This window comes from Methyloligella sp. GL2, from assembly GCF_013341275.1.
GTDB lineage: Bacteria > Pseudomonadota > Alphaproteobacteria > Rhizobiales > Methyloligellaceae > Methyloligella.
Window position 1 is genome coordinate 975314 of the sequence record NZ_CP054476.1, and the last position, 12830, is coordinate 988143.

A 12830-nucleotide genomic window follows, 5' to 3' on the forward strand; every position below is an offset into this window, starting at 1 on the left:
CCGATGACGAGCTTTGCCAAGGCGGAAAGCCTTGCCGCCGGAGCACCGGCGGAGGAGGGGCTCGGAACCTTGCCGGAGTGGAATCTCGGCGACCTATACGCGGCGCCCGATGCACCGGAGCTGGAGATGGATCTCGCCCGGGCCGAGCATGCGGCGAACGCGCTGCAGGAGAGCTATCAGGGCAAGCTGTCGGATATGGCCAAGGCGGGCGGCGAGGAGCTGGCCGTCGCGGTGCGCGAGTTCGAGGCGCTGAACGATCTGATCGGCCGGATCATCTCCTACGCCACCTTGCGCTACACGGCGGACACTTCGGACACCTCGCGGCAGAAATTCTTCGGCGACATCCAGGAGCGGGTAACGGCGATCAGCTCCAACCTGATCTTCTTCCCGCTGGAGCTCAACCGGATCGACGATGCGGTGATCGAGCACGCCATGGAGAGCGATCACAATCTCGGCCATTACCGGCCCTGGATCGAGGATCTGCGTAAAGAAAAGCCCTACCAGCTCGACGATAAGCTGGAACAGCTGTTCCACGAGAAGTCGGTGACCGGGCGGGGCGCCTGGAACCGGCTGTTCAACGAGACCATGGCGGCGATGCGGTTCGAGGTGGACGGGGAAAGCCTGAGCCTGGAGCCGACCTTGAACCTGCTTTTGGGCTGGGACGAGGAAAAACGGCGTAAGGCCTCCGAGGCGCTGGCCAAATCCTTCGGCCAGAATATCCAGCTGTTCACGCTGATCACCAACACGCTGGCCAAGGACAAGGAAATCTCCGACCGCTGGCGCGGCTTCGAGGACATTGCCGATTCCCGCCACCTGGCGAACCGGGTGGAGCGCGAGGTGGTAGATGCGCTGGCCGAGGCGGTGCGCGGGAAATATCCGACCCTGTCGCATCGCTATTACGCGCTGAAGGCCAAATGGCTGGGCAAGGAGCGGCTGCCGCATTGGGACCGCAACGCGCCGCTGCCTTCCGAATCCAAGCAGTCGATCCCCTGGGCGGAGGCGCGCGCCACGGTGCTGAAGGCCTATGGCGATTTCTCGCCGCGCATGGCGTCCATCGCCGAGGATTTCTTCGAGAAGGGCTGGATCGATGCACCGGCGCGCGAGGGCAAGCAGTCGGGTGCCTTCTCGCATCCGACGGTGCCGAGCGCGCATCCTTACGTGCTGCTGAACTATATGGGTAAGCCGCGGGACGTGATGACCCTCGCCCATGAGCTCGGCCACGGGGTGCATCAGGTGCTGGCCAACGCTCAAGGTCCGCTGATGGCGCCGACGCCGCTGACTTTGGCCGAGACGGCGAGCGTGTTCGGCGAGATGCTGACCTTCCGCGAGCTGCTCAGCGCCGCGCCGAGCAAGGCGGAGCGCAAGGCGATGCTCGCCGCCAAGGTCGAGGACATGATCAACACGGTGGTGCGCCAGATCGCCTTCTACATGTTCGAGCGGGAGATCCATGCCGAGCGGCGCAAGGGCGAGCTGACCGCGGAGCGCATCAACGAGATCTGGCTCGACGTGCAGCGCGAGAGCTTAGGCCCGCCGATCGAGCTGAAGGAGGGATACGAGACCTTCTGGTGCTATATCCCGCATTTCATCCATTCGCCGTTCTATGTTTACGCCTATGCTTTCGGCGATTGCCTGGTGAATTCGCTCTACGCCGTCTACGAGAAGGCCGATGCCGGCTTCGCCGAGCGCTATCTCGATATGCTGGCAGCGGGCGGCTCCAAGCATCACAAGGAGCTGCTGGCGCCGTTCGGGCTGGATGCCACCGAGCCGGGCTTCTGGGCCATGGGCTTGAGCGTGATCGAAGGGCTGATCGACGAGTTGGAGACCTTGGACGCGGAGGGCATTTGAGCCCGTCGCGCAACGGCTAGCCGATAGAAATCTATGACCGCGCTGTTTCCTATTCTCATGTGGGTGGCGGCCCTTGTGGGAGCGGGGGCGGCGCTGAGATTCGGCTCCAAGCCGGCCGATATTGGCCGGGCGGTCAGCGAGCTGACCCGCTACGTCTTCATCTTCCCGCTCGGGGTGATGGGGGTATGGACCTTCATCCTGCACAGCCTCTACGCCCAGGACACGGCGCTGGCGCTCGGCTGGGCGCCGAGCCCGTTCCAGTTCGAGCTGGCGCTGGCCAATCTGGGGATCGCGGCCGGGTGCTTCTACGCCGCGTTTGCCGGCAAGTCCGGGCGGCTGATGATGGCGCTGATCGTGGGCGTGTTCCTGATCGGCTCCGGCGTTGCGCGCATCGACAGCATCGTCGAGGGCGAGGTGTTCTCGCAAGGCGTCGGCTGGTCGATCCTGATCGTGGATTTCGCCACGCCGATCGCGCTGATGCTGCTGCTCTGGTTCGCACCGAGAGAAGAGCCGGCGGCGAAAGCGGCGGAGCAGCCGCAACAGCCGGCGCGGCCTCAACCGCAGCCGGTGACGCGCAACCTGCCGCAGATCGCCCCGCCTCAGCCCTCATCGCCGCAGCCGGTCTCGCTCTATCCGCCGCCGCGGCCCTCCGGACCAAGCCGGTCCGGTGTCAATCAATCCGGACCTGTGCAACGCCCCCCGAGACAGCAGCCTGCACCGGTACGAGCCGAGCCAAGACAAGCTGAGCCAAGGCAGGGCGAGTCAAGACAGCCGGGCGGACGGCTGCCGGCACCGCGGCAGCCCGCGCCGCCGCGCCAGAGCCCGCCGCTGCGGCCCGCACCGGATCCGACCCCGGCGCCGCCGCAACCGCGAAACGAGCCGCTGCCGCGGCTCGATCCCGATCCAGGCTTTGAGGATTTCGAGCTGCCGCCGGATTTCGAATTGCCGCCCGGCTTTGAGCCGTCGCCGAGCTTCGATCCCCCGACCGGCTTCGAGACGCCGAATTTCGATCCGCAGCCGGGGCGTCGTGCGCCGCTGCCGCAAGATCCGCCAAGCGGGGCGGGCGGCAGCCTTGAGGATGAGCTGGAGAAGGCCACCCGGGCGATGCGCGATCGGCTGGCCCGGGAGTCCGACAAGGGGTGAGGCTTGCCCCGGAGTGGCTAGACTCTAGCCGTGATGGGCGAAGACTTCCGTGGTGCCGTCGCGCTTGATCAGCAGCACGTCATAGGGCTCCGGATCGGGGCCTTCCATGCCGGGCGAGCCGATGGGCATGCCGGGCACGGTGAGGCCGATGGCGTCGGGCTTCTCCGCAAGCAGGCGCTTCACATCCGCCGCCGGAACATGGCCCTCCACGATATAGCCGCCGATCTTGCCGGTATGGCAGGAGGCGAGATCCTTTCCGATGCCGGCCTGGCGCTTGATCTGGCGCAGCAGGGCGGGCTCGGTATTGTTGGCTTTGACGGTGAAGCCGCTTGCTTGCAGATGCTTCACCCACGCGCCGCAGCAGCCGCATGTCGGCGATTTCCACACCTCGACGGTCTCGCCGGCGGCAAGTGCGGAGCCGGCGCCGAGAACCAGCGCGGCGACCAGAGTCAGCACAAAGCGAAGCATGGCGTTTTCCTCCTTATCCGGATTGTCGCAAGCTTAGCTTGCTTCGGCAATCGGGGGTGCTCCAGGATCTCCTCTTAAGGCCTCGCAGGCACCGGGGTGCCGAGGGCGATATCGGCGATCACCGCGCGGTGGTCGGAGCCAAGCCGCGGTCCCGTGGTGATGCCGAGACTGGCGAGCCCCGGCGAGATCAGCACATTGTCGATGGGAAACAGCGGGATCAGCGCCGTGTCCCGGCGCTTCAGCGGCCAGGTGGGGTGGTAGCCGTTCATCGGCATCAGGTTGGTGCGATGGGTGAAGGCTTTCATGTTCTGGGTCCAGGGCGCCATGTTGAAATCCCCGGCAACGATCAGCGGCGGCGGGGTCTGGCCGACGAATTGGGTGAGGGCGAAGAGATCCTGCTGCTTCAGCTCCGGGTAATAGGGGCGGGCGAGATGGATGCCGGCGACCCGGACTTGCTGGCCGTTGACGTCGAGGCTGGCCCAGCGGGTGATCAGCGAGTTCCAGGGCTGGAAGCCGGCGCGGTCGATGCGCCCGTCGGCGGTGCTGGGGTAGCGCGACAGGATCACCAAGGAGCGCTCGCCGATGCGGTAGGGGTAGGCGCTGGCCAAAGACTCCAGCAGCGGCTCGGTGCGCTGCCGCGCCTCCTGGAAGATCACCACATCGGGGTCTTGCTCTTCGATATAGCGGGCGACCTCATTGAGATGCGAATTGCTGCCGCCCCAAAGATTGAAGGTGGCGACGCGCAGGAAGCGCTTGGCGCCGTCCGGGGCTTGCGGCGCGCCGCCGGTCATCGCCGTGGCGATAAGCCCGGTATTGAGGGCGAGCAGCACCGCGGCGGCGAGGGTGAGCTGGCGCGCGCCGAGAAAGGCGAAGGCCAGAAGCAGCACCAAAAGCCCCGCGACATAGAAGGGCAGGCCGTTGCTGACGATATCGAGGGCGGGCAGCCAGGCGGCGAGGATCGCGCAAGCCGTAATGACTGCGAAGAAGATGAGGGCCGCCGCCGCGAGCCATTTGAGAATCTTTTTCATGAGGTCCGGAATGGTTTTTTCGGGGCGCGGTCACGACATAGCCGTTCGCGCCGCCCTATATGGAAGAAAATCCGTTTCAGTGTGAAGAGTTCGATGCTGCATGAGTGACGCCCCCGACGATCATGAGAAGAACCGGTTAAGCGCCCGCGCCATGCGTTACGGCAAGGTGGGGGCCAATGTTGGCGGGGTTGCGGCGCGCATGGCCGTGCGCCGCGCCTTTGGTCTCGACCCCGAACGCGACAAGGATGCCGCGGCGCTGGCCGCCGCGCTTGGCGGGCTTAAGGGGCCGATGATGAAGGTGGCGCAGCTGCTTGCCACCATCCCCGAAGCGCTGCCGGCCGAATATGCCGCGGAGCTCGGCCAGCTGCAAAGTCAGGCGCCGGCCATGGGCTGGCCTTTCGTGCGCCGGCGCATGAGCACCGAGCTCGGCCCCGACTGGGAGGGGAAGTTCGCCGAATTCGAGCGGACTGCGGCGGCCTCCGCCTCGCTCGGCCAGGTGCATAAGGCGCGAGCCCATGACGGGCGGCGCCTGGCGGTGAAGCTGCAATATCCGGATATGCAGTCGGCGGTGGAGGCCGACCTCACCCAGCTCGGCATTCTGTTCTCGATCCATAAGCGGATGAGCCCGGCGATCGACACCTCCGAGATGCGCACCGAGATCGCCGCGCGGCTGCGCGAAGAGCTGGATTACCAGCTGGAGGCGAAGCACATGGCGCTCTATGGGCGCATCTTCGCCGGCGATGCGCTGATCCGCGTGCCGGAGGTGTTGCCCGAACTCTCCACCAAGCGCCTTCTCACCATGACCTGGCTCGACGGGGCGTCGCTGCTCGATTATCGCGAGCATCCTCTGGAGGACCGGAACCGCATCGCCGAGGCGATGTTCCGCGCCTGGTGGTATCCGTTCAGCCATTACGGGATCATCCATGGTGACCCGCATTTAGGCAATTACACGGTGTTCGAGGAGGACGGCAAAGCTGCCGGCATCAACCTGCTCGACTATGGCTGCATGCGCAGCTTTCAGCCGAAATTCGTGCAAGGGGTGGTCGATCTCTACAACGGCCTGTTGCGCGAAGACCGCGACCTGATCGTGCATGCCTACGAGACCTGGGGCTTCACCGGGCTCAAGCCAGAGGTCATCGACGTCCTGAATATCTGGGCGAAGTTCATCTACGGCCCGATGCTGGAAGACCGGGTGCGCTCCATCGCCGAAGGGGCGAGCCCCGCCTCATACGGACGCCAGGAGGCCTTCAAGGTGCATCAGGCCTTGCGCGAGAAAGGGCCGGTGAAGGTGCCGCGGGAATTCGTGTTCATGGACCGGGCGGCGATCGGGCTCGGCGGGGTGTTCCTGCATCTCAATGCGGAGCTGAACTATTTTAGGCTGTTCAACGCCGCCATCGCCGGCTCCGGCGAAGCCGAGGTGGCCGCGCGGCAGAACGAGGCGTTTGGGGCTACGGGCGTGCCTCTGCCTTGAGGGGGGAGTCCTTGGCACTAGCTAGGAACGGCGAGGGAATTGACTGCAACCTCTAGTTACCATAGCGTCCAGCACACCAGGTAAATGGGGGCGTTATGGGGTTGGGGTGGAGAGCAGTATCGCGTACTGCAATTTGGTTTTTGGCTGTGCTCGTAGCGTTGCTTCCGATAGTGACCGCCGCAAAGACGGGCTTCTTTGAAGGCTCTAGTTTGTTCGAAAAAATTCGTTCTGCAGGGCTCATGCGTGACCTTGTTTTTCTGGCCGTAGTTGCGGCTGTCGGGTCAGTTACAGAGATCGTTTATCACATTGCAACTAAAGGATTTTCGCTGCCCGACTGGGCAAGAGCGGTTGCAATCCTGGGTAGTTGTTACTTTATATACGTCATCGTATACGGCACGGTAAGGTTCTCCTTGCTAGTCAGTTCTGGACAGCCGGCGACGGAAACAGATGTTTCGTCAGACGTTACGTTCGTAGGAACCTGCCTTGTAATGGTTCTTTTTGCGCAATTGGCTGTGGACCTGACGGAATAGTGGCGCGGAAAGAGAGGACTTGTGTTGGATTTTCTATTTTCGCCAGATGGTGCGGTCATCGTGAGCACGATAACCCTCGTCCTAGTGGTGGCCATTTTTGCGCTTCGCTTCGCTCTGCCTCAACACTCGCGCGAAACGTTGTGGCGATTATATCATGGGCTTCTGTCGCCTCTTCATAAGTGAGGACGGTGAGACGATTCTTGTCCGATCCGCACGTTGTCGCCTACCCTAGCTATTCAGCTCGCATGGCTCCTGATCCCGAACTCAGAGCCCAAATGGCAGAGATCCTCCGCGAGGACTGGGACCCCATCGGGATTCGCGATGTTCCGGCGGCGTCGGATGAGTATGACGACTACGCGCCGGGCTTGGCGGCCAAGCTGCTATCGGGGGCCTCGCTGCAAGAGCTCACCGAGGCTTTGCTCAGAATAGAAACCGAGAGTATCGGCTTGGAGGGCGATCGCGCCCGTGCGGCGGAGATCGCGGCGAAGCTGACGATGCTCAGCCAGAGCTGAGCATCGTCCCTCGGTCCACCTCGCCAAAAAATAGCCCGCGCGAAGCGGGCCTTTTAGGAGGGGGACTGATGGTGAGGTGGTCGCTACCGACCGCCTGGCCGCTGGTCTGCAGCGCGGTCGCCGCAGATCGAGCCGTCCTTGGCGGTTTGCCAAGCATGATCACAATTGCCGGCCAAGGCCGATCCGGCTCCCAGCGCCGTGAGAACGGCGAACAGAATTGCAGTTCGCATGATCGCATCTCCCTTTCCGTGAGCACGTGCGACTATGGGCGATGCGCAACCTAAAGTCGATGCAAATCATTATATACAACTTTTAAGAGAGAGCCGTCTTGGCACACGGCTACTGCCGTCAACTGTCAGCGCTTTGCCGTCGGGCTCGTGGATCACCGGGACAAGCCCGGTGATGACGACCTCGGCTGGGCGTCGGGGCGTGCATTGCGCCGCGGTAACGGCATGGATGCCCGGATCAAATCCGGGCATGACGATTGAGGGGGCGGGCGGAACGGGAAAAGTCCCGAACTGCAACAACAGCACAAGGACGGATTGCCGCAACGTCCGGCTTTGTGCTATCTGCGAAAAACAATCAGAATTCAAACACGACCAATCAGGTTCAGTCCTGGGGGAAACAATATGAAAATCGATCGGGCCGAGTGCCATCCCGCAATGGATTACGACGAGCATGAGCGGAGCTATCAGCTCTTCATCAAGATGAGCCTTATCGTGGGCTCCGGCGTCGTCCTGCTGATGATCTTCCTGGCGCTTTTCGTCGCGTAAGGTTTCTGCCGCCTTCTCCTGGCGGCATATCACTCCCAAATTTTTTCCTGGAAACGCTGAAGGTTCGAAGTCGGGCCTTTCTGCAAAGCAACGGAAACCGCGCGATGATTACAATCGGTGTGCCGGCCGAAGGGCCGGACGAGCCGCGGATCGGGCTTAGCCCCGAGACTGCCAAGCGGCTGACTAAAAACGGCGCCAAAATTCAGGTCGCCTCGGGCGCAGGAACGCGCTCTCACTTCTCCGACACAGATTTCAAAGATGCCGGCGCCACTATCGTGAAAGATAGTGCGGCTGCGGTGAAGGGTGCCGACGTGGTGTTCACGGTGCGGCGGCCTTCGGCCACGCTGGTTCGCGGGATGAAGAAGGACGCGCTGCTGATCGGCATGCTCGATCCCTTCTCGGACGCGAAGGGGCTGGAGACGCTGGCCAAGACCGGCGTCGATCTGTTCTCCATGGAGCTGATGCCCCGGATCACCCGGGCGCAGTCGATGGACGTGCTGTCCTCGCAATCGAACCTCGCCGGCTACAAGGCGGTGGTGGATGCGGCGGCCGCCTTCGGGCGGGCGCTGCCGATGATGATGACCGCCGCGGGCACGGTGCCGGCGGCAAAGGTCTTTGTCATGGGGGCCGGCGTCGCCGGCCTGCAGGCCATCGCCACGGCGCGGCGTCTGGGGGCGGTGGTCACCGCCACGGATGTGCGCCCGGCGGCGAAGGAGCAGGTTGAGTCCTTGGGGGCGAAGTTCATCGCCGTGGAGGACGAGGAGTTCAAACAGGCGGAGACGGCGGGCGGCTACGCCAAGCAGATGTCCGCCGAATACCAGAAGAAGCAGGCGGAACTTATCGCCGAGCACGTCAAAGCCCAGGACATCGTCATCACCACGGCGCTGATCCCGGGGCGGCCGGCGCCGAAGCTTCTGACCCGCGCCATGGTGGAAAGCATGAAGTCGGGCTCGATCGTCGTCGATCTGGCGGTGGAGCGCGGCGGCAATGTCGAGGGCGCCAAGCCCGGCGAGGTCATCCAGCACGACGGGGTGACCATCATGGGCAAGTTCAACCTTCCCGGCTTGATCCCGGTCAACGCTTCCAGCCTCTACGCCAAGAACCTCACCTCCTTCCTCGATGTGATGATCGACAAGGAGAGCAAGGAACTGGCGCTCGACTGGGACGATGAGGTGATCAAGGGAACGGCGATCGCCAAGGATGGCGAGATCGTCAACGCCATGGTGGCCGACCAGCTGGTCGGCGGCGGCGCGAGCCCGGCTGCGAAAAAGCCGAGCGCGGCGGCGAAAACACCGGCGAAACCGAACCCCGAGGGAGGAAGCAAATGACCTGGAAGCGCATCTTGATGACGCTTGCCGTCCTCGCCTTAGGGGCGGCGGCGCTTGGAGCGTTCAACGATCCGGCCCTGGCGCAAGAGGCCGGGAGCCAAGCAGCAGGACAAGCAGGGGGGCACGGCGATCTGCATGATTTCGTGTTCCGCTTCTCGATCTTCGTGCTGGCGGTGTTCGTCGGCTATTACGTGGTCTGGGCGGTGACGCCTGCGCTGCACACGCCGCTGATGGCGGTGACCAATGCGATCTCCTCGGTGATCGTGGTGGGCGCGCTGCTGGCGGTCTCGGTGGAAGTGGGCGATGCGCTCAGCTCCACCAATAGCTGGATCGCCAAGCTCTTGGGGCTTGCGGCGCTGATCCTAGCCAGCATCAACATCTTCGGCGGCTTCCTGGTCACCCAGCGCATGCTCGCCATGTACAAGCGGAAGGATCGCTAGCCATGAATAGCGAATTCGTACCGCTGATCTATCTGCTTGCGAGCGTTCTGTTCATCCTGGCGCTACGCGGGCTTTCCTCTCCGGAGACGTCGCGCCGGGGCAATTATATCGGCATGGTCGGCATGGCCATCGCCATCGTCACCACGCTGGCGGTGGCCCAGCCGGAAGATCCGGTCACCTGGGCGATGATCGTGGGCGGCATTGCCGTCGGCGGGACCATCGGCGCGGTGATCGCTCGCCGTATCGCCATGACGGCGATGCCGGAGCTGGTGGCCGCCTTCCACAGCCTGGTCGGCCTTGCGGCCGTGCTGGTGGCGGGCTCGGCCTTCTATGCGCCGGAAGCTTTCGGCATCGGCGCGCCGGGGGCGATCCATGCCTCCAGCCTGGTGGAGATGTCGCTCGGTGTGGCCATCGGTGCCGTCACCTTCACCGGCTCGATCATCGCCTTCGCCAAGCTTTCGGGGCGTATGTCGGGCAAGCCGATCACCCTGCCGGGGCGCCATCTGATCAATATCGCGCTGGCCGCGGGGCTGATCGCCTTGGTGGTGATGTTCTGTCAGCAGCAGACGGCGGAGCTGTTCTGGGCCATCGCCGGCCTGTCCTTGCTGCTCGGTATCCTGATCATCATCCCGATCGGCGGTGCCGATATGCCGGTGGTGGTCTCGATGCTCAACTCCTATTCGGGTTGGGCGGCGGCCGGTATCGGCTTCACCCTGGGCAACACGGCGCTGATCGTCACCGGCGCGCTGGTCGGCTCCTCGGGCGCGATCCTCTCCTACATCATGTGCAAGGGCATGAACCGCTCCTTCATCTCGGTGATCCTGGGCGGCTTCGGCGGCGAGACGGCGGGACCGGCCGGCGGCGACGGCGAGCAGAAGCCGGTGAAGCTCGGCTCGGCGGAGGATGCGGCCTTCCTGATGAAGAACGCCTCCAAGGTGATCATCGTCCCCGGCTACGGCATGGCGGTGGCGCAGGCGCAGCATGCCTTGCGCGAGATGGCCGACAAGCTGAAGGCGGCGGGCGTCGAGGTGAAATACGCCATTCACCCGGTGGCGGGGCGCATGCCCGGCCATATGAACGTGCTGCTGGCCGAGGCGCAGGTGCCCTATGACGAGGTGTTCGAGCTGGACGACATCAACAGCGAGTTCCCGCAGACCGACGTGGTCTATGTGATCGGCGCCAATGACGTCACCAACCCGTCCGCTGAGGACGATCCGTCATCGCCGATCTACGGCATGCCGGTGCTGGAGGTCTGGAAGGCGGGCACGGTGCTGTTCAACAAGCGCTCGCTCGCCTCCGGCTATGCCGGCATAGACAATCCGCTGTTCTATCGCGACAACACCATGATGGTGCTCGGCGATGCGAAGAAGATGACGGAATCGATCGTCAAGGATCTTTAGCGCCAGGCGCGCGCCTTCCCGGGCGCGACCTCTCTCTGCAGACACAGCGTTTGAATCACCCCGGCAGAAATCTCTGCCGGGGTGATTGCGTTCGGTCCGCCGAACGCGACTAGCAAGGTAGTTAATTTCTATCTATAGTTGTGACGTGGCAACGTTGGGAGGTTGGCCATGCTCAAGAAAATCTCGCATGCCGGCGGCGTGACCGACACCGATGAAGTGTTGTTTGCGACCGCCTTCGGTTATCTGTTTCCCGAGCTTGCGCGGTCGCCGCGAGCTCTCTTGCAGGAGGGGCAGGACACGGTCCGCGAGCTTTTGGAGCTCGGCGAGGCGATGGCGGTGGATACGGGCAAGCCGCCGAAAGACTCCGAAATTCCTTCGGTTTTCACCTATCTCGGTCAATTCATCGACCACGACCTCACCGCACGCACCGACCGGGAGACGACGGCGAGCGAGGTGTTCGCGCCCGATGGCGGCTCGTTGCCGATCAAGCCGCGAAGCCCCGAGGAGATCGTCACGACGCTGAAGAACGGGCGGCGTCCGCAGCTCGATCTCGACAGCGCCTATGGAGATGGCCCCTCATTCCTCTATCAGAACGGTGAGCCTGCGCCCGGCAGCAGCACGGTTGCGCAGGATCTCTACGATTCGGATCTGAAATTCCGGCTCCAGAGCTACAAGACGAAGTCGATCATCGACCTGCACCGGCCGCGCTCCAACCAGGATCATCCGCGCCCCAACGACCGTATGGCGCTGATCTCCGATATGCGGAACGATGAGAACGTCAATGTCAGCCAGCTCCATGCCGCGTTCCTGGCCTTCCATAACGCCATCATGGACGGTCTGGAGATGGAGAATAAGAGCCGCCGGAGCAAGAAATTCAGTCTGACGCAGCGCTTCGCGCAGGCCCGGCAATATGTCCGTTGGACCTATCAATACATCGTCGTCGAGCAATATCTGCGGACGGTGTGCATCCCGGAGGTCGTGATCGACGTCAAACGGAACGGCCCTGCCTTCTACGGGCCGGTGAGCGGTGGGCTGCCGCTCTTCATGCCGCTGGAATTTTCCGTGGCGGGCTTCCGTTTCGGCCATTCCATGATCCGGCCGAGCTATAAGCTCCGCGGCGCCGAACGCCGCGTCGAGACGCTTCTCGATGTCTCCAGCTCGGAAAAAGAGGAGAAGGATAGACTGCTGCGGTTCAACCGCAGCGGCCCGGATGCGTGGCGGCTGGAGGAGAAGTTCACCGTCAATTGGAAAGACTTCGTGGGCGCGAATCCCGCCAATAAGGCCCGGCCGATCGACAGCTTGCTGGCGGCCGGGCTCGGCCAGCTCCCCGGCATGGGCGGGCTGACGGTGATGGCGCATCTCGCCAAGCGCAATCTGATCCGCGGCTTCTCGTTGAATATCCCGACCGGGCAGGCAGTGGCGGCGGCTTTCGGTGTGGTGCCGCTCACGCCGAAGGAAATTCGGGATGCCGAGAGCGACGGGATCGGCAATGTCCTGGATAAGACCAGCTTCATGGAGCGGACGCCGCTTTGGTATTACATCCTGCGGGAATCGGCGGTTCAGTGCGGCGGCAATTCGCTTGGTGTGATCGGGAGCCATATCGTGGCGGAGACGATTATCGGCCTGCTCAAGAAGGATCCAAACAGCTACCTCAACCAGTACGGTGTGGCGCGGAACATCTCCAAGGACGGCATCGAAGTCCCGACCAAGGATGGCCGGGTCTGCGTCGGCTCGATCGAGGGATTGCTGCATGTGGCAGGGGTGTTCCCGGAAGGGAGAACGGCTGTGAAGCAGGTGAAACCTCGCAGACGCCTCGGCTCCTAAGCCTTCTGCGCCAACCGGACACCGCATCTTTCAAGCGGAGCCGTCTTCCCGGCGAAACGGTCTTTCCA

Annotated in this window: 12 protein-coding genes; 10 read left to right on the plus strand and 2 right to left on the minus strand. The window is 63.4% G+C overall.

The window, feature by feature from the left end; all coding sequences use genetic code 11:
* Positions 1–3: 3 nt before the first annotated feature.
* Together HT051_RS04580 and HT051_RS04585 are read left to right on the plus strand one after the other, a co-directional pair.
* Positions 4–1845, plus strand: coding sequence for a M3 family oligoendopeptidase (locus tag HT051_RS04580; protein WP_174540936.1), 1842 nt, complete (start codon positions 4–6; stop codon positions 1843–1845).
* Positions 1846–1878: 33 nt separating this feature from the next.
* Positions 1879–2988, plus strand: a complete 1110-nt coding sequence (locus HT051_RS04585) for a DUF6790 family protein (protein ID WP_174540937.1) — start codon at positions 1879–1881, stop codon at positions 2986–2988.
* 24 nt (positions 2989–3012) lie between these two features.
* Here HT051_RS04585 and HT051_RS04590 read toward each other — a convergent pair whose 3' ends face one another.
* Positions 3013–3456, minus strand: a complete 444-nt coding sequence (locus HT051_RS04590; protein ID WP_174540938.1) for a DUF411 domain-containing protein — start codon at positions 3454–3456, stop codon at positions 3013–3015.
* A 74-nt stretch (positions 3457–3530) separates the two neighbouring features.
* Positions 3531–4484 (minus strand): endonuclease/exonuclease/phosphatase family protein, encoded by a 954-nt coding sequence (locus HT051_RS04595; protein WP_174540939.1) that lies wholly within the window; start codon positions 4482–4484, stop codon positions 3531–3533.
* Between the two features lie 100 nt (positions 4485–4584).
* Here HT051_RS04595 and HT051_RS04600 point away from each other — a divergent pair, with 100 nt between their 5' ends.
* The 8 genes from HT051_RS04600 (at position 4585) to HT051_RS04635 (ending at position 12762) form a co-directional block, all read left to right on the plus strand.
* Positions 4585–5955 (plus strand): AarF/ABC1/UbiB kinase family protein, encoded by a 1371-nt coding sequence (locus HT051_RS04600; protein ID WP_174540940.1) that lies wholly within the window; start codon positions 4585–4587, stop codon positions 5953–5955.
* Between the two features lie 140 nt (positions 5956–6095).
* The gene (locus HT051_RS04605) at positions 6096–6485 is read left to right on the plus strand and encodes a hypothetical protein (protein WP_174540941.1); all 390 of its coding nucleotides are present in this window, start codon (positions 6096–6098) and stop codon (positions 6483–6485) included.
* 275 nt (positions 6486–6760) lie between these two features.
* Positions 6761–6997: a hypothetical protein gene (locus tag HT051_RS04610; RefSeq protein ID WP_174540942.1), complete on the plus strand. Its 237-nt coding sequence runs from the start codon at positions 6761–6763 to the stop codon at positions 6995–6997.
* A gap of 629 nt (positions 6998–7626) precedes the next feature.
* The gene (locus tag HT051_RS04615; protein WP_174540943.1) at positions 7627–7770 is read left to right on the plus strand and encodes an aa3-type cytochrome c oxidase subunit IV; all 144 of its coding nucleotides are present in this window, start codon (positions 7627–7629) and stop codon (positions 7768–7770) included.
* Positions 7771–7874: 104 nt separating this feature from the next.
* Positions 7875–9098 (plus strand): Re/Si-specific NAD(P)(+) transhydrogenase subunit alpha, encoded by a 1224-nt coding sequence (locus tag HT051_RS04620; RefSeq protein WP_174540944.1) that lies wholly within the window; start codon positions 7875–7877, stop codon positions 9096–9098.
* Positions 9099–9115: 17 nt separating this feature from the next.
* Positions 9116–9538 (plus strand): proton-translocating transhydrogenase family protein, encoded by a 423-nt coding sequence (locus HT051_RS04625; RefSeq protein ID WP_174542868.1) that lies wholly within the window; start codon positions 9116–9118, stop codon positions 9536–9538.
* Between the two features lie 2 nt (positions 9539–9540).
* Positions 9541–10938 (plus strand): NAD(P)(+) transhydrogenase (Re/Si-specific) subunit beta, encoded by a 1398-nt coding sequence (locus HT051_RS04630; RefSeq protein ID WP_174540945.1) that lies wholly within the window; start codon positions 9541–9543, stop codon positions 10936–10938.
* A gap of 168 nt (positions 10939–11106) precedes the next feature.
* A complete protein-coding gene (locus HT051_RS04635) occupies positions 11107–12762 on the plus strand; it encodes a heme peroxidase family protein (protein WP_174540946.1) in 1656 nt (551 codons plus the stop codon).
* The last annotated feature ends 68 nt before the right edge of the window (positions 12763–12830 follow it).